At 47.9% G+C, this 17,369-nt stretch carries 15 protein-coding genes; 14 read left to right on the top strand and 1 reads right to left on the bottom strand.

The window, feature by feature from the left end:
• Window positions 1-102 precede the first annotated feature (102 nt).
• From ACRPK8_RS00915 to mdh, 9 genes are all read left to right on the top strand, one after another.
• Window positions 103-621, top strand: coding sequence for a FadR/GntR family transcriptional regulator (locus ACRPK8_RS00915; RefSeq protein WP_432236506.1), 519 nt, complete (start codon window positions 103-105; stop codon window positions 619-621).
• Between the two features lie 21 nt (window positions 622-642).
• Window positions 643-1,503: an acetyl-CoA carboxylase, carboxyltransferase subunit beta gene (accD, locus tag ACRPK8_RS00910; protein WP_432236505.1), complete on the top strand. Its 861-nt coding sequence runs from the start codon at window positions 643-645 to the stop codon at window positions 1,501-1,503.
• Complete coding sequence (gene accA, locus ACRPK8_RS00905; RefSeq protein WP_432236504.1) at window positions 1,490-2,425, top strand: acetyl-CoA carboxylase carboxyl transferase subunit alpha; 936 nt, start codon at window positions 1,490-1,492, stop codon at window positions 2,423-2,425. The genes accD and accA overlap by 14 nt, the downstream gene beginning before the upstream one ends.
• Window positions 2,426-2,572: 147 nt before the next feature.
• On the top strand, window positions 2,573-3,541 hold the full coding sequence (gene pfkA, locus ACRPK8_RS00900; RefSeq protein WP_432236503.1) for a 6-phosphofructokinase: 969 nt from the start codon (window positions 2,573-2,575) through the stop codon (window positions 3,539-3,541).
• Between the two features lie 65 nt (window positions 3,542-3,606).
• The gene (gene pyk, locus ACRPK8_RS00895; protein WP_432236502.1) at window positions 3,607-5,355 is read left to right on the top strand and encodes a pyruvate kinase; all 1,749 of its coding nucleotides are present in this window, start codon (window positions 3,607-3,609) and stop codon (window positions 5,353-5,355) included.
• A 55-nt stretch (window positions 5,356-5,410) separates the two neighbouring features.
• Complete coding sequence (locus ACRPK8_RS00890; protein WP_432236501.1) at window positions 5,411-5,881, top strand: DUF441 domain-containing protein; 471 nt, start codon at window positions 5,411-5,413, stop codon at window positions 5,879-5,881.
• Between the two features lie 218 nt (window positions 5,882-6,099).
• Window positions 6,100-7,212, top strand: a complete 1,113-nt coding sequence (gene citZ, locus ACRPK8_RS00885; RefSeq protein ID WP_432236500.1) for a citrate synthase — start codon at window positions 6,100-6,102, stop codon at window positions 7,210-7,212.
• 71 nt (window positions 7,213-7,283) lie between these two features.
• Window positions 7,284-8,558, top strand: a complete 1,275-nt coding sequence (icd, locus tag ACRPK8_RS00880) for an NADP-dependent isocitrate dehydrogenase (RefSeq protein WP_432236499.1) — start codon at window positions 7,284-7,286, stop codon at window positions 8,556-8,558.
• Window positions 8,559-8,580: 22 nt separating this feature from the next.
• Window positions 8,581-9,519 carry a malate dehydrogenase gene (mdh, locus tag ACRPK8_RS00875; protein ID WP_432236498.1) on the top strand — a complete coding sequence of 313 codons (939 nt, stop codon included), beginning with the start codon at window positions 8,581-8,583 and terminating at the stop codon, window positions 9,517-9,519.
• 482 nt (window positions 9,520-10,001) lie between these two features.
• On the opposite strand, the gene ACRPK8_RS00870 is transcribed toward mdh, so the two are convergent.
• Window positions 10,002-10,427: a divergent PAP2 family protein gene (locus ACRPK8_RS00870; RefSeq protein WP_432236497.1), complete on the bottom strand. Its 426-nt coding sequence runs from the start codon at window positions 10,425-10,427 to the stop codon at window positions 10,002-10,004.
• A gap of 222 nt (window positions 10,428-10,649) precedes the next feature.
• Here ACRPK8_RS00870 and ACRPK8_RS00865 point away from each other — a divergent pair, with 222 nt between their 5' ends.
• The 5 genes from ACRPK8_RS00865 to coaE all read left to right on the top strand — a co-directional run bounded on the left by ACRPK8_RS00865 (window position 10,650) and on the right by coaE (window position 17,331).
• On the top strand, window positions 10,650-11,360 hold the full coding sequence (locus tag ACRPK8_RS00865) for a response regulator (protein WP_432236496.1): 711 nt from the start codon (window positions 10,650-10,652) through the stop codon (window positions 11,358-11,360).
• Window positions 11,357-13,090 (top strand): two-component system histidine kinase PnpS, encoded by a 1,734-nt coding sequence (pnpS, locus tag ACRPK8_RS00860; RefSeq protein ID WP_432236495.1) that lies wholly within the window; start codon window positions 11,357-11,359, stop codon window positions 13,088-13,090. Before ACRPK8_RS00865 ends, pnpS begins: the two co-directional genes overlap by 4 nt.
• 212 nt (window positions 13,091-13,302) lie before the next feature.
• Window positions 13,303-15,900 (top strand): DNA polymerase I, encoded by a 2,598-nt coding sequence (polA, locus tag ACRPK8_RS00855; protein WP_432236494.1) that lies wholly within the window; start codon window positions 13,303-13,305, stop codon window positions 15,898-15,900.
• Window positions 15,901-15,916: 16 nt separating this feature from the next.
• A complete protein-coding gene (mutM, locus tag ACRPK8_RS00850) occupies window positions 15,917-16,747 on the top strand; it encodes a DNA-formamidopyrimidine glycosylase (protein WP_035396555.1) in 831 nt (276 codons plus the stop codon).
• Entirely contained in the window at window positions 16,744-17,331 is a 588-nt protein-coding gene (gene coaE, locus ACRPK8_RS00845; protein ID WP_432236493.1) for a dephospho-CoA kinase, read from the top strand. The genes mutM and coaE overlap by 4 nt, the downstream gene beginning before the upstream one ends.
• Window positions 17,332-17,369 lie beyond the last annotated feature (38 nt).

Below are 17,369 nucleotides of genomic sequence, written 5' to 3'. Positions count from 1 at the left end.
TACTAGGTAATAAGATTTGTTATAATAAGGGGTAATTGGTCTGACCAATGCCACCGATTCGAGCAACCGACCGATGGGTCAGAAAGGTGGTGCCGTATCGATATGGAGAAGAAACGAAATGCGTTTGAGACCAATATCGCGGCGATTAAATTGATGATCGAACAGGATGGATTAGTTCCAGGAGACCGGATTCCTTCAGAACGGGAACTGGCAGAACGACTATCCATCAGCCGTCCGTCCGTACGTGAAGCCTTACGGACGCTCGCTTATTTAGGAATCGTCGAGACCCGCCATGGAGGCGGAAGTTTCTTATTGAATCGTGACGATCATACCTATATTCAAATCATTGCTCAATTCTTAGTGACTGGCGACTCGAAGTTTGAAGACTTGGCAGGAACGCTCCGTTTGCTTGAGCAAGCCGCACTCGCACAACTGGATGATCGATCGGTGCTTGCACCGGTTGTCACCTCTGATGCAGCGTTTCGCGAGAGACTGATTCAAACGGTCGATAATGACCTGTTTGAAAGAATCTGGAGACAAGTCAATGCCTTCCATAAGAGCTTCGGTCAAGGGGAACTCTATACGCAGGCGGAACGGGAACGACTCTTGAACCGCCCATAGGATGACAAGGGGGAACTGAACGTGCAAGCATTTTTTCGCAAACCTAAAAAATTCGTTACGCTGACTTCAAAGGAACAGCGTGTCGATGTACCAGTTGGTCTAATGACAAAATGTCCAAAATGTAAATTAATCCAATATACGAAACAACTCGAGGCTAATCTTCGTGTCTGTTCATGTGGATATCATCATCCGTTGACAGCACAAGAACGCTTTTCGCAACTGTTCGACGAAGGATCAGTGACGTACTTCGATCTACCGAATGTCAAAGCCGATCCACTTGGTTTCCAAGACTACCCAGAGAAATTAAAAGGGGACCAAGTTCGAACAGGACTCGAAGAGGCCATCGTCTGTGGCGTCGGGAATGTGAATGGTCACCCACTCGTCGCTTGTGTCATGGACGCGCGTTTCCGGATGGGCTCGATGGGAGCAGCGGTCGGTGCAGCGATTTCTGAAGCTGTGCGATACGCAACGAAACATCGTCTGCCGGTCACGATTTTTTCTGCTTCCGGTGGTGCACGAATGCAAGAAGGAATGGTCAGTCTCATGCAGATGGCGAAATCAAGTCTCTTCTTGAAACAGCATTCAGACGCCGGTTTATTGTACATTTCTTGTATGACCCATCCGACGACCGGAGGAGTTTCGGCAAGTTTCGCTATGCTCGGCGACTTCAATATCGCTGAACCGGGTGCCTTGATCGGGTTTGCCGGTCGTCGGATCATCGAACAGACGATTCGTGAAAAACTGCCGGAAGATTTCCAGACCGCTGAATTCCTGTTACAAGCAGGTCAACTGGATGATGTCGTATCTCGACACGATCTAAAAACGTACTATACGCGAATCTTAAAGCTACATGCGGAGGGAACGAACCATGCAACCATTTGACCAACCAGTCATCGCTTTACGTGAGAAAATTCTTGAACTTCATGATATGGCGGAAACGCAAGGACTAGACTTTAAAGAAGAATTACAACTCCTCGAGGAGCGCCTTCGTCGGTTAGAACTCGATATTTACGGGAATATGAAAGCGTGGAATCGGGTTCAATTGGCACGTCATCCGGAACGACCGACGACACTCGATTACATTGACGCGATTTGTGAGGATTTCATGGAATTGCACGGAGACCGACATGGATACGATGATGCAGCCATCGTCGGAGGAATCGGAACGATAAATGGTCGTCCCGTGACGATCATCGGGCATCAGCGCGGAAAAGATACGAAAGAGAACATTCGTCGTAATTTCGGGATGCCACATCCGGAAGGGTACCGAAAAGCGCTTCGACTCATGCAACAAGCGGAGAAATTCAACCGACCGATCATTACGTTCATCGACACGAAAGGGGCTTACCCAGGGCGTGCGGCAGAAGAACGCGGTCAAAGTGAGGCCATCGCGAAAAACTTGTTCGAGATGGCTGGGATGACGGTGCCGATCATCTCAATCGTCATCGGTGAAGGGGGATCTGGCGGTGCATTAGGAATCGGTGTCTGCGATCAGCTTTTGATGCTCGAGAACTCGACCTATTCCGTCATCTCGCCGGAAGGGGCTGCCGCATTGCTTTGGAAGGATGCTAGTTTAGCTGAAAAAGCAGCGGAATCGATGAAAATCACGGCTCCTGATTTAGTACGGCTTGGAATCGCGGATGTGATCATTCCGGAAGTCGTCGGAGGAGCTCATCTCGATGTGTCATTACAGGCGGATAAATTGAAGTCTGTACTGGTACAGAAGTTAGAATCATTGGTTCATCTGACCAAGGAAGAGCTGATTGATCAGCGGACCAAAAAATATCACCAAATTGGCACATAAGCACCATGTAATCGCTATCATGATTGATATTCCTCATTTCCGGAATCGATGATGAAAAAGCTAGTGAAAGTTTATGCAATCTGCCCTGTTGTAAAACAAGAAAACAACGTGCTATTTTAGATTCAGATTAATGGAGAGGTGATTAACGTGAGTTTAAAACGGATTGCTGTCTTAACGAGTGGCGGCGATGCACCAGGTATGAATGCTGCGGTGCGTGCTGTCACGCGTAAAGCGATTTTTCATGGCTTAGAAGTATTTGGTGTCTACAATGGATATCAAGGGTTAATCAACGGGGACATCGTCCAGTTGAACCTTGGGTCAGTCGGTGACATCATTCAACGAGGTGGAACGTTCCTACGTTCAGCACGTTGCCCTGAGTTCCGCACAGAAGAAGGACGAGCAAAAGCAGTCGTCAATCTGAAGAAATTTGAAATTGATGCGCTCGTCGTCGTAGGCGGAGACGGGTCGTATCGTGGTGCCCAAAAATTGACGGGACTCGGTTTCCCGACAATTGGACTTCCGGGGACAATCGATAACGATATTCCGGGAACGGATTATACGATCGGCTTTGACACAGCGCTCAATACAGCACTTGAAGCGATCGATAAAATCCGTGATACGGCATCGTCGCACGAACGGACATACGTCATCGAAGTCATGGGACGTGACGCAGGAGATATCGCATTATATGCAGGACTTGCTGGTGGTGCGGAATCGATTCTTGTTCCTGAACGTCCAGAAGATTTAAAAGAAGTCCTCGATCGTATTCAAAGCGGCGTCAACCGCGGTAAGAAGCACTCGATCGTCATCGTTGCAGAAGGTGCAGGTCGTGCGCAAGACGTAGGTGACGCGATTGCAAAAGAAACAGGGCTCGACACACGCGTCACGGTTCTCGGTCACGTTCAACGTGGTGGAGCACCAACGGCAGCAGACCGTGTACTTGCAAGCCGGATGGGCGCACATGCCATTGAAATCCTGCTTGAAGGAAAACAAGGACGCGTCGTCGGTGTACGTGGCGGTAAGATGATCGATCTTGATATCGATGAGGCACTCGACGAAAATAAACACGAACTGGATCTTGATATTCTCGAACTATCAAAACAGCTTTCGATTTAACGAACGTCGATAGGATTGGAATGGACAAGAGAACTTGGCCAAACACCGTAGGAGGTTTATGGAATATGCGTAGAACTAAAATTGTATGTACGATCGGACCGGCGTCAGAGAAACGTCTTCCGGAAATGATCGAAGCAGGTATGAACGTCGCCCGTTTGAACTTCTCACACGGCGATTATGAAGAGCACGGTGCACGTATCACGGATATCCGTCGTGCAGCAGAAGAAGCAAACAAAATCGTGACGATTCTTCTTGATACGAAAGGTCCTGAAATCCGGACGCATTCGTTCGAAGACGGAAAAGCACTTCTTGAACGTGGTCAAGAAGTCATCATCGTCAGTGGTGATGCAAACGAAATCGTCGGAACGAAAGATAAGTTCTCGGTGACATACGAAGGACTTTACGATGATGTCGAAGTCGGTTCGATGATCATGCTTGATGACGGTCTCATCGGTCTCCGTGTCACTGAAAAATTGCCGAACCGTGAGCTTCGTTGTTCAATCGAAAACGAAGGTGTCATCAAAACGAAAAAAGGTGTCAACTTGCCGAACGTGAAGGTCAACCTTCCTGCTTTGACAGAAAAAGATATTGCGGACATCGAATTCGGTATTAAGAGTGACATCGATCTGATTGCGGCTTCTTTCGTACGCCGTGCATCTGACGTCGTTGCGATCCGTCAATTGCTCGAGAAACACAACGCAAGCCACATTAAAATCTTCCCGAAAATCGAGAACCAAGAAGGTGTCGATAACATCGAAGAAATCCTCGCGATTTCAGACGGTTTGATGGTAGCACGTGGTGACCTCGGTATCGAGATCCCGACGGAAGAAGTCACGCCGACTCAAAAAGACTTGATCAAGCTTTGTAATGACTTCGGTAAACCGGTCATCACAGCAACGCAAATGCTTGATTCGATGCAACGTTTCCCACGTCCAACACGTGCTGAAGCATCAGACGTCGCGAACGCGATTCTTGATGGTACGGATGCGATCATGCTTTCAGGTGAGACAGCAGCCGGGGACTACCCGATTGAATCAGTTCAAATGATGCACTCGATCGCAAAACGGACAGAAAAAATGCTCGACTACAAACTGTTGTTGAAAGATCGTCAGACGCGTAGTGAGCACACAGTAACAGATGCGATCGCTCAAGCGGTTACGCATACGGCAATCAACTTGGATGCTAAAGCAATTCTGACTCCGACACAATCGGGTTACACAGCAGCACGTATCTCGAAATACCGTCCGGAGCCGAACATTGTCGCGGTAACACCAAGCGCACGTGTCGCACGTCAATTGAACATCGTTTGGGGCGTATACCCGATCGTCGTTGATCATCTCTCAGACAACACGGATGATATGTTGACACTTGCTGCGGACACAGCAAAAGAAGCTGGTTTCGTTACAGACGGTGACCTCGTCGTCATCTCTGCTGGTATCCCTGCCTTGACTGCCGGTACGACGAACATGTTGAAAATTCACATCGTCGGCAAAGAGATCGCAAACGGTCGCGGAATCGGCGAACGTGGAGTCGTCGGTGAAGTCGTCATCGCAAACAACGCGGAAGAAGCGAATGCGAAAGCGAAGCCAGGTATGATCCTCGTTACGAACTCAACGGATCGTGACATGATGCCTGCCATCGAAATGGCTGCAGCCATGATCACAGTGGATGGCGGATTGACAAGCCACGCTGGAATCGTTGGACCATCACTCGGTAAACCGGTCATCGTCGGTGTCGAAGATGCTTTGACGGTCTTTAAAGACGGTCAAATGATCTCGATCGATCCATTGACAGGTAAACTCTATAACGCATAATCCATTCATGACGGACGTGACTTAGGTCATGTCCGTCTTTTTTTGAGGAGGACGTATGGAAGCTTATCTTTTTTTAATTGTCCTCGTCTTGATCGGGGTCATTGCACAAAATAAATCATTGATCATCGCAGCAGCCTTCCTGCTGATCGTTAAAGCTATCGGGCTGGATAGTCGGCTATTTCCTTCCTTACAGGCGAAAGGGATCACATGGGGCGTTACGCTGATTACAGCGGCGATCCTCGTTCCGATCGCAGCCGGCGATATCGGCTTTAAGGAACTGTTGCATAGTATTCGGGGGCACATCGGTATCATCTCGTTTTTATCAGGAATTTTCGTCGCAATCGTTGCTGCGCATGGTGTTGGTCTGATGAAGGAAGATCCACTCGTGACGACGGCTTTACTCGCCGGTACGATTCTTGCGGTCGGACTTTTCCGAGGTGTGCCGGTCGGTCCGTTGATCGGGGCAGGAATCGCGGCGCTTGTCATCGGAATGTGGGATGTGATCGCAAAAGCGTTCACAGGATGAAGCGGATGAACGAAGAAATTGAATTAATTTTTTGATAATAGTATGCAACTTCGTTCACTTTTTGGGTATTTTTGTTTATACTAAGAAAAGAAACAAGATGGTCTATTCAAGAGTACAGTGTTACAAGCAGGGGGAACGGCTCTTGGGTGGACGTCTTTTTTTCAATACGGAAATGAAAGCGTTTTAAATTTCTGGGGAAAAAAAGGGGGATTTTTGTCATGACGCAAACTAAAGGTTTAGAAGGAATCGTCGCGACTTCATCGAAAATCAGTTCGATCATCGATGGTCAATTGACGTATGGCGGTTATACGATTGATGATTTGGCGGAGCACGCCTCATTTGAGGAAGTCGTCTTCCTATTATGGAACGATCGCTTACCAAAAGAAGAGGAATTAAAGCAACTGTCGGAAGCCTTGATTTCCGAAGCGACAGTCACGACTGCCGTTCTCGAAACGATGAAGGCAGCACCGAAGTCGGCGAATGCGATGGCGACGATTCGGACAGCGCTCTCTCAACTGGCGCTATACGATGAGACATCGGAAGATATGTCGACGGAGGCGAATTACGCTAAAGCCATCAAACTACAGGCGCAAATCGCAACGCTTGTTACAGCATATGCGCGGATTAAAAAAGGGCAGGAACCGATCGCTCCAAAAACGGGTCTATCTTACGCTGGAAACTTCCTGTTCATGCTGACTGGTGAAGAGCCGACGGAAGTGGCGGAAAAAGCATTTAATCAAGCGCTCGTTCTGCATGCTGACCACGAGTTGAACGCTTCGACGTTCACGGCACGTGTTTGTGTCGCAACACTCTCTGATATCTATTCAGGCGTCACGGCAGCGATGGGGGCATTAAAAGGACCACTTCACGGTGGAGCGAACGAGGCCGTCATGAAGATGTTGCTTGAAATTGATTCGGTTGAAAAGGTTGACGAGTATGTTCATAATAAACTTGAGAACAAGCAAAAAATCATGGGCTTCGGTCACCGTGTCTACAAGGACGGCGACCCACGTGCGAAGCACCTTCAGGAAATGAGTCGTCAGTTGACTGCTCAAATCGGGGAACCGAAATGGTATGAGATGTCAGTTAAGATTGACGAAATCGTCCAGTCGGAAAAAGGATTGAAACCAAATGTTGATTTCTATTCCGCTTCTACGTACCATGCACTTGGACTTGAAACAGAGTTATTCACTCCAATCTTTGCTGTAAGTCGGATGTCAGGTTGGTTGGCGCACATTTTAGAGCAGTATAGCGATAACCGTCTGATTCGCCCGCGTGCAGACTACACGGGTGAAACGCACCGGACATACGTGTCCATCCAAGAACGTTAAAAGGACGGAGAGGAGTAATCCTCTCCTGATTTTTGATGTCGATTACAATTACTTAAGGGGGATTTTTAGACATGGCTACACTTCAAGGCGAAAACATCACAGTAACGAACGGTACACTTCAAGTTCCAAATTCACCAATCATTCCATTCATCATTGGTGACGGAACAGGACCTGACATCTGGAATGCAGCGGTACGTGTATTTGATGCAGCAGTTGAAAAAGCATATAACGGTGAGAAGAAAATCGAATGGAAAGAAGTATACGCTGGTGAAAAAGCATTCAACAAAACAGGCAACTGGTTACCAGAAGAGACACTTGATCTCATCCGTGAGCACATCATCGCAATCAAAGGACCACTTACGACACCAGTCGGCGGCGGTATTCGTTCATTGAACGTTGCACTTCGTCAAGAGCTTGATTTGTACACATGCCTTCGTCCAGTCCGTTACTTCACAGGTGTCCCATCACCGGTTAAACGCCCAGAAGATACAGACATGGTCATCTTCCGTGAAAACACTGAAGACATTTACGCAGGAATCGAATACGCAGAAGGCAGCGAAGGCGCTGAAAAACTTCTTCAATTCCTTCAAAACGAAATGGGTGTCAATAAAATCCGCTTCCCTGAGACATCTGGTCTTGGAATCAAACCGATTTCAAAAGAGGGGACTGAACGCCTTGTTCGTGCGGCAATCGAATATGCACTTGAGAACAAACGCGCTTCATTGACGCTCGTTCATAAAGGAAACATCATGAAATTCACGGAAGGTGCTTTCAAAAACTGGGGGTATGAGCTTGCGGAGCGTGAATACGCAGAGCATGTCTTCACATGGAACCAGTACGATCGCATCAAGGAAGAAGAAGGAACAGACGCTGCGAACAAAGCACAGGCAGACGCAGAAGCGGCTGGTAAGTTGATCGTCAAAGATTCAATTGCTGATATCTTCTTACAACAAATCTTGACTCGTCCAAAAGAGTTCGATGTCGTTGCGACAATGAACTTGAACGGTGACTATATCTCTGATGCACTTGCTGCACAAGTCGGGGGTATTGGAATCGCACCTGGAGCAAACATCAACTACGTGACAGGTCACGCAATCTTTGAAGCGACTCACGGTACAGCGCCGAAATACGCTGGACTCGACAAAGTCAACCCATCATCTGTCATCTTGTCTGGCGAAATGATGTTCCGTCACCTCGGCTGGAACGAAGCAGCGGATCTCATCATCAAATCGATGGAAACATCGATCGAATCGAAAGTCGTCACATACGACTTCGCGCGTCTCATGGATGGTGCGACTGAAGTGAAGTGTTCTGAATTCGCAGACGAACTCATCAAAAACATGTAATCCGATCAGGAGGAATGAGTCGATGAACAGACGGAAGAAGATCGCAGTCATCGGAAGTGGCTTTACGGGAGCGACGACGGCACTCTACCTGGCTCAGCAGGAGTTAGGTGATATCGTCCTCGTCGATCGACCAGAGCAAGAGGATCCGACGAAAGGAAAGGCGCTCGATATGCAAGAAGCAGCGCCAATCCTTGGGTTCGATGCTTCAGTAAAAGGGACATCGGATTATGCGGAGATCGATGGTGCGGATATCGTCGTCATCACAGCCGGTATCGCGCGTAAGCCAGGGATGAGCCGTGAAGACCTCGTGAGTACGAATGCTGCCGTCATGACAGCTGTGACGAAGGAAATCGTCGCGCATGCACCAGAATCGATCATCATCGTTTTGACGAATCCGGTCGATGCGATGACGTATACAGTCTATCAAGCATCTGGTTTTCCGAAAGAGCGTGTCATCGGTCAATCCGGTGTCCTCGACACAGCACGCTTCCGGACATTCTTAGCAGAGGAACTGAACGTTTCTGTAAAGGATGTATCGGGATTCGTACTCGGAGGACACGGGGATGACATGGTGCCGCTACTGCGCTATTCTCAGGCGGGAGGCATTCCAATCGAGAAACTGATATCCAAGGAGCGGTTAGATGCGATCGTTGACCGAACACGTAAAGGTGGCGGTGAAATCGTTCAGTTACTCGGAAACGGTTCTGCTTACTACGCACCGGCAGCAGCAGTTGCTGAGATGGTCGAGGCGATTTTGAAAGACCAGCGACGTATTCTACCTGCCATTGCTTATCTCGAAGGCGAATATGGATATGACGATATGTATTTCGGTGTACCGGTCATTCTTGGCGGAAACGGTGTCGAGCATGTCTATGAACTCGAACTGACGACTGAAGAGCAAGAGGCTTTGAATCGCTCTGCATCTACAGTCCGCTCTGTCCTCGACTTATTAAAATCCTGAATTTAAAAAGACGAACCTGTCCTTTTCGACAGGTTCGTCTTTTTTCGTACTTCATAGACGATAAGGAGAAGCATGGTGTGATAACTTGGCATACCAAGGACAGACTAGAATGAGAAGGAATGTCAACCAAGGAATCAAATATCCGATTCGAATCAAATATCCTTGATGTTCCATATGGAGATGCTGGGGGTTCTGACAATACGGACAAGGTAATCCGTGAGTTGACCATATCAAACGATAGATGGTTCGGGCAGTCCAGTTTTGACGACAAACGGTACAGCGTGCCACGTAAGACGCTCCTTTCACATGTAGATCTAGTAGTTCTTACGCAGGAAGAGCAAAATATGTTCCCAGAAAGAAAACAGACGAAGCGAAGTTGCGTATAACGCGTAATGGTTTATTGACGAAGATAAGGGTGGCAGAATGATGATCTGCCACCCTTATCTTTCTGGCGACTGATTTTTGAGTCAGCCCCATGTTATTTAGAAGAACAGCACTGGCCACAATAAACCGACCGCTAATCCAAGTAAGAGACCGACGAATACCTGGAATTCCGTGTGACCCACGAGCTCATTCAATAAAGGTGTCTCATGGCGGATACCTTTGAAGTAGTCGTTGAGTAATTTCGCTTGAACTCCGACTGCCTGTCGAACACCTGTCGCATCATACATGATGATTGTCGCAAAGATCGCAGCAAGGGCAAAAATCGAGGAAGAGAATCCTTCCTGAAAGCCGATCACGATGGCCAAGGCCACGACGGTTGAGCTATGTGAGCTAGGCATACCACCGGAAGCGAACATGATTTCTAAGTCGAATTTTCGTGTCCGGACGAGACTAGTGATGAGTTTTGCTGCTTGAGCGATGAACCAGGCGGTGATAGCCGCAAATAAGGGATGGTTCCATTCCATATGTTATAACCTCCTACCATTGACGATAACTAATCATTCCCCATTTCGAAGTGTTTTACACGAAGGAACGGGATCAAATGTCCGTCTCCTTTAAAGATTGTGTAAAGAAACAGCAGAAAGATTTGTGATTTTCCATTAAAAGTCGGTAAGATGAAGACAGACGAAGCGGATTCCACGGAATTCCTCATTCGAAAAGAACGAAACTTGAGGGGGATGCAAGGTTTGAAAGATAAAATTATCGTGGTAGATGATGAGTTGTCGATTGCAACATTACTAAAGTTCAATTTGGAACAGGCCGGATTTATCGTTGAGACGGCTCATGACGGGTTGTCTGGATTAAAGTTAGCTGAAAAACAAGATGCAGCTCTGATCGTACTCGATTTGATGTTACCGGAACTCGATGGCTTGGAAGTATGTAAACGTCTGCGTCAACAGAAAATCAACACACCGATTTTAATGCTGACGGCAAAGGACGATGAATTCGACAAAGTACTCGGACTTGAACTCGGTGCAGACGATTATCTGACGAAACCGTTTAGTCCCCGCGAAGTCGTCGCGCGTGTGAAAGCAATTTTACGTCGTATGAGTCATCAAACGGCGACTTCTGAGGAAGTGACGGATGGGACGATTCTCATTGGAGATGTCAAAATCGTTCCCGACAACTATGAAGCGTTCAAGGCAGAGGAACGGCTCGAATTAACACCAAAAGAGTTCGAGCTACTGGTTTATCTGGCTAAGAATAAAGGGCGTGTCCTGACACGTGATCAGTTATTGTCCGCGATTTGGAATTATGATTTCGTTGGGGATACACGGATCGTCGACGTGCATATCAGTCATGTCCGGGAAAAAATCGAACCGAATACGAAAAAACCGATTTACATTAAAACGATTCGCGGTCTCGGATACAAGATGGAGGAGCCGAAAGCGGAATGAGTAAGTATCGTAAACGATTCATCTTCAAAATGATTTCGTTCATCAGTCTTGTGCTCGTCGCACTCGGCTTTTTACTCGGTCAGTCCTTTAAAGACTTCTATGTCCAAAACGAGAAAGAAAAGCTGATGGATGAGACGGCGCTCGTCGAGACGATTTTACAGGAACGTTCTCTGACCGAGATGACGCAGTATGTCAATAAACTGTATGCGGAATCGAATTTCGACATGATTTTATTTAATGGACGTGGTGAGATCATTGCCGGTACACCGGTCGATGTGACGAAACTGAAAGTGGCGACCGTCAATTTCTCTGCGATTCCAAATGAAGGAATGTTCGAATCGAAAACCGATGATAGTGTCGTCCAGTTCACGAAACCCGTCCAGACAGCGGACGGGAACGAAGTGTATATCAGTTTCATTCGTTATGCAAAAGACTTGAACATCATTTATTCCCGCATCTGGACGGTTATCATCTTTTCCCTACTGGCATCGCTCCTCATCATTTTCTTGACGATTTACCAATCGACGAAACGTTTCCTCCGACCGATCGCTGAGGCAACGGATGTCCTGCATGAGTTATCGCATGGAAATTACAAGTCACGTGTCTATGAACTGACGGCACCTGATGAATCGAGAGATTTAGGGCGTTCCATCAATCTGCTTGCCCGGAATTTAGAGAATGCCTCATCCGGTGAAGCGATGCAGCGGGCACGTCTAGAATCGTTGATTGAATACATGGGGGCCGGTCTCATGCTGATTGACGAAAAAGGATATGTCCTGCTCGTCAACCGGACTTACCGGGAGATGTTCCAGATTCATGAACCGTCGAGTGGTAAACTGTATTACCGTGTCCTTCCGAATGAAAAGATGAGCCAAGTGATTGAAGACGTTTATCTGACCGAGAAACCGAACCGCAAACAATCAAGTGTCCGTTTCGGTATCAACAGTCGGACCTTCATGGTCAGTGCCGCCCCGATTTTCGATAAGAATGGGCGCGTGCAGGGAACGACGGTCGTCTTCAACGACATCACGGAAATTAAAAAGCTCGAACAGATGCGCAAGGACTTCGTGGCGAACGTCAGTCACGAATTAAAAACACCACTGACATCCATCAAAGGATTTGCGGAAACGTTAATCGATGGTGCGCAGGAGGTTCCCGAGATTCGAGAGCAGTTCTTACAAATCATCCACGATGAATCGGAACGGATGCAAACCCTTGTGGAAGATCTGCTTGAACTGTCCCGTCTGGAGCAGGATAATTATCAACTCGAAACGGCAATCGTCGATGTGACGAGTCTCGTACGGGAAACAGCGGCACTTTTGCATCGGCGAGCGGAAGAAAAAGAGATGACGATTCATATCGAGACGGAAGAGGAAGTATTCCTTCGAGCGGATTTGAACCGCTTAAAACAGGTCGTCGTCAATTTGGTCGCGAATGCCTTGAATTATACGCCGAACGGTGGAAATGTCTGGATTCAACTCGAAGATGGGGAAGAGACCGTCCGTTTGATCATTAAAGATGATGGAATCGGAATCCATCCGAAAGAGACCCAGCGGATTTTCGAACGGTTCTATCGTGTTGATAAAGCGCGGAGCCGGAACTCCGGTGGAACAGGTCTTGGTCTTGCGATCGTCAAGCATATCGTGGATCTGCATCATGGAGAGATTGAAGTCGAATCGGAAGAGCAAAAAGGAACGACGTTTACGATTCGTTTACCAAAACGTGGGTGAAGTTCACGTTAGATTCACATTTCCTTAATAGAGATAGCTTATGATGAAAGTACCTTCTTCATCATCTGTATGGCGACTGGATCAGCTCCCATGTCGTCATGCCCTTGGCGATTGACTCTCCCTGAGTCAATCGTCTTTTTTTGACCATTTTTAGCGAACAAATGTGTGTAGAGTGATACAATAGGTACAGAAAATCGATTAAAGGGGCGTAGATGATGGAAAATAAATTGCTATTGATTGATGGGAACTCGTTAACCTATCGGGCGTTTTTCGCTTTACCACCGATGACGGATGCACAAGGACGAAACACGAACGCAGCCTATGGTTTTACGATGATGCTCTTGAAATTGCTCGAGGAAGAACAACCGACACATATGCTTGTCGCATTCGATGCCTCAAGCGAGACGTTCCGTCACGATGTCTACGAGGAGTATAAGGGAAGTCGGGAAAAAACGCCGTCTGAACTGCGGGAACAATTCCCGATCGTCCGGGATATCTGTGAAGCGCTCGGCATTCAGATGATGGAGCTTCACCGCTATGAAGCGGATGACTTGATCGGTACACTCGCCGAGACGATGCCGGCGGACCGGACGCGTATCGTCACAGGGGATAAGGACTTACTGCAACTTGTCACGGATAAAGTGGAAGTCTTGATCACGAAGCGTGGTATCACGGACGTTCAGTGTATGACGGAAGAGTTGTTCGCTGAGACATATGGTGGTCTGAAGCCGATTCAAATGATTGATTTGAAAGGTTTGATGGGTGATAAATCGGATAATATTCCAGGAATTCCTGGAATCGGTGAAAAGACGGCGGTCAAGCTGATCTCGGCATACGGTTCGGTTGAAGGGCTATATGAACATGTGGAAGAGTTAAAAGGGAAACAGAAAGAAAAGGTCATCGCAAACGAAGAACTGGCACGACTATCAAAAGAACTCGCGACGATCAAGGTCGACGTACCGCTTGAGACGACACTTGATGATTTGCAGATTCGCGACGTCGATACACAAGTACCGTATTCGCTGTTCCAGTCACTTGGCTTCAAGTCGTTGACGAATCGTTTTGCACCAGTCGTCAAGGAAGAGGACAAAGAGCAGTTGAACGTCGTGACGATCACGTCATTTCCTGAAGAAGTGACGGATGCCGTTCTTGTCGCTGAACAGTTACGTGAAGATTATATGGAAGAAGACATCATCGGTTTCGCGATTGCGACGACGGATGCGATTTATGTCGCCGCCCCATCGCTCGTCGAAGACCCGGCATTTCAAACATGGATCGAGTCAGAACACCGGAAGATTTGTCTTGATGCCAAGCAAGTGTCCTTCGCCTTACGTAAACACGGTCTAACGTTAAACGGGTACGAGGATTTATTATTAGCCGGCTACTTATTGAACTTGAGTGGCGGTACGACGCTCGCTTCGATTGCTGGGCATTATGCAATGATGGCACCGAACGAGGAAGCGGTACTTGGTAAAGGTGCAAAACGTGTAGCACCTGATGATGAGAAGTTACATCCCTATCTAGCCGAGAAGGCACGGATGATTGAGTTGTTGTTCCCGAAAGTCCGGGAAGAGTTGAAGGCGAATCAGCAGTACGAACTGTATGAAACGTTGGAACGTCCGTTGTCGGGTGTCCTCGCTGAGATGGAATGGACGGGAATCCGTGTTGATGTTCCGACACTTCAATCGATGCAAGCGGATCTTGCAGGGCGCTTATCAGAACTTGAGACAACAATCTTTGAAGCAGCAGGAGAGACGTTCAACATCAATTCACCGAAACAACTTGGCGTCATCCTGTTTGAAAAACTCGAACTACCTGCCTTCAAGAAGACGAAGACCGGCTATTCGACTGCCGCAGATGTTCTAGAGAAACTCCGTCCGTTGCATCCGGTCATTGACCACATCATGCTGTATCGAGAATTGCAAAAACTCCAATCGACATATGTCGAAGGATTGCAGAAGGTCGTCAAGGAAGATGGCAAGATCCATACGCGTTTCGCTCAGACGATTGCTCAGACAGGACGATTAAGCTCGGTCAATCCGAATCTGCAGAACATCCCGATCCGGATCGAGGAAGGACGGAAGATTCGAAAAGCGTTCGTTCCAAGCGAGCCGGGGTGGTCACTTTACGCAGCTGACTATTCGCAAATCGAATTACGTGTCATGGCGGATATGTCACAGGATCAGACGCTCGTTGATGCGTTTCTGCATGATGAAGATATCCATACCCAAACGGCAAGCAGCGTTTTTGGTGTCGAACCGGAAGATGTCACCGGAAACATGCGGCGTCAGGCAAAAGCGGTCAACTTCGGAATCATCTATGGCATTAGCGATTACGGCTTGTCGCAAAACTTGAACATCACGCGCAAAGAGGCGCAAGCGTTCATCGATCGTTATTTCGAGCTGTTCCCGCAAATCAAGCAGTTCATGGATACGGCAATCGAGACGGCACGAGCCAATGGTTTTGTCGAAACGTTGATGAACCGGCGCCGGAACATCCCGGATATCAATTCAAAGAACTTCAATCTGCGTGGTTTTGCTGAACGGACAGCAATCAATACACCAATTCAAGGCTCCGCTGCAGACATCATCAAAAAAGCTATGCTTGATGTCCATGCGGCCTTAGAAGCGTCAGATTTGAAAGCAAGACTGCTCTTGCAGGTACATGATGAATTGATCTTTGAAGCGCCAGATGAGGAGCTGGATGCGTTGCAAGCACTTGTCAAACAGGCGATGGAGCAGACTGTCGCATTATCCGTACCACTTCGCGTCGATGGAGGCGCCGGACATACGTGGTACGAAACGAAGTAAGCAAGGAGGAATCGGTGTGCCTGAATTACCTGAAGTCGAGACCGTCCGGCGCAGTTTAGAGCGGTCGGTCTCTGGAAAAACAGTTTCTTCCGTCAAGGTCTATCATCCGAAAATGATTCGGGGGATGGAAGTGGCACCATTTGCAGATGCCCTACATCAAGAACGGATTGAACGCGTCGAACGTCGCGGAAAGTTTTTACTGTTTGATTTTGATCGTTTTTATCTCGTCAGTCATTTACGGATGGAAGGAAAGTACTTCCCGTATCCGCAACCGGTCGAGCGGGATAAACATACCCATGTCGTCTTCCGATTCACGGATGGCTCGGAACTTCATTATAATGACGTTCGGAAGTTCGGTACGATGGAATTACGCGATAAAGAAACAGCGATGCAGACCGCGCCACTGGCACAGCTGGAACGTGAGCCGTTTGACCCGGAGTTCACAGCGGAAGTGTTAGCGGAAAACTTGATCCGTAAAAAAAGAAGTCCGATCAAAACAGCATTGCTTGACCAATCGATCTTTCTTGGTCTTGGTAATATCTACGTCGATGAGACCCTTCATGCGGCACGTGTTCATCCGTTAACGAAGGCGGGTGCCTTGACACTCGATGATATTTCCCGCATCCATCAAGCCGGTGTCGATGTCTTACGACAAGCGGTTGAAGCAGGGGGAAGTACAATCCGGAGTTATGTCTCACCGTCCGGAAAAGGGGAATTCCAGCTTCAACTTGCGGTATATGGTCAAAAAGGAGAACCTTGTCCGCGTTGCGGCACGGCCATTGAAAAAATCAAAGTCGGTGGTCGCGGAACACACTTCTGTCCGACGTGCCAGCAGGTTGCCTTATGAGAGTCGGTCTGACAGGGAGTATCGCAACCGGTAAAAGTACGGTCTCTAGCTATCTGAAGCAAAAAGGAATAGCGGTCATCGATGCCGATCTCGTCGCGCGAGAAGTCGTTGAACCGGGAGGGCGAGCGTATGACGCGGTCCGAGCGGCGTTCCCGGAAGCATTCGAGGAAGGACGTCTTGTCCGTCCAAAACTCGGACAAATTATTTTTCAGGATAGTGAAAAACGACAACAACTGAATCAGTTGATGCACCCGAGCATTCGTGAACAGATGCTTGAAGCAGCAGATGCCTACGAACGTTCAGGACATACACTCGTCGTATTTGACATTCCATTGCTGCTAGAAGGGGATTGGCGAAACCTGTTTGAACGGGTCGTCGTCGTCTATTGTCCAGAGGGCATGCAGTTGAAACGATTGATGCAGCGCAATGCGTTATCGGAAGCAGAGGCGTATGCGCGGATTCAGGCGCAACTCGGCATCGAACAGAAAAAAGAACTTGCGGATGATGTATTCTTCAATGATGGCAGTCTTGATTCGTTATACCAACAAATCGATGAGTGGCTGTTACAATATGCCGATCGGTAATCATGATGAGTGGACTGAAACGTGTAAAGTGAGAGAAG

Source organism: Exiguobacterium sp. TDN 0502 (genome assembly GCF_050846835.1).
Classification (GTDB): domain Bacteria; phylum Bacillota; class Bacilli; order Exiguobacteriales; family Exiguobacteriaceae; genus Exiguobacterium_A.
The sequence above is the reverse complement of the archived record's forward strand: the minus strand, read 5'-3'. Positions and strand labels throughout refer to the sequence as shown.

Excerpts from the sequence above, each read along its gene's own strand:
- mdh (WP_432236498.1), top strand. The coding sequence starts at position 8,581 with ATGAACAGACGGAAGAAGATCGCAGTCATCGGAAGTGGCTTTACGGGA.
- ACRPK8_RS00890 (WP_432236501.1), top strand. The coding sequence starts at position 5,411 with ATGGAAGCTTATCTTTTTTTAATTGTCCTCGTCTTGATCGGGGTCATT.
- pnpS (WP_432236495.1), top strand. The coding sequence starts at position 11,357 with ATGAGTAAGTATCGTAAACGATTCATCTTCAAAATGATTTCGTTCATC.
- ACRPK8_RS00915 (WP_432236506.1), top strand. The coding sequence starts at position 103 with ATGGAGAAGAAACGAAATGCGTTTGAGACCAATATCGCGGCGATTAAA.
- icd (WP_432236499.1), top strand. The coding sequence starts at position 7,284 with ATGGCTACACTTCAAGGCGAAAACATCACAGTAACGAACGGTACACTT.
- ACRPK8_RS00870 (WP_432236497.1), bottom strand. The coding sequence starts at position 10,427 with ATGGAATGGAACCATCCCTTATTTGCGGCTATCACCGCCTGGTTCATC.
- accA (WP_432236504.1), top strand. The coding sequence starts at position 1,490 with ATGCAACCATTTGACCAACCAGTCATCGCTTTACGTGAGAAAATTCTT.
- coaE (WP_432236493.1), top strand. The coding sequence starts at position 16,744 with ATGAGAGTCGGTCTGACAGGGAGTATCGCAACCGGTAAAAGTACGGTC.
- pyk (WP_432236502.1), top strand. The coding sequence starts at position 3,607 with ATGCGTAGAACTAAAATTGTATGTACGATCGGACCGGCGTCAGAGAAA.
- polA (WP_432236494.1), top strand. The coding sequence starts at position 13,303 with ATGATGGAAAATAAATTGCTATTGATTGATGGGAACTCGTTAACCTAT.
- citZ (WP_432236500.1), top strand. The coding sequence starts at position 6,100 with ATGACGCAAACTAAAGGTTTAGAAGGAATCGTCGCGACTTCATCGAAA.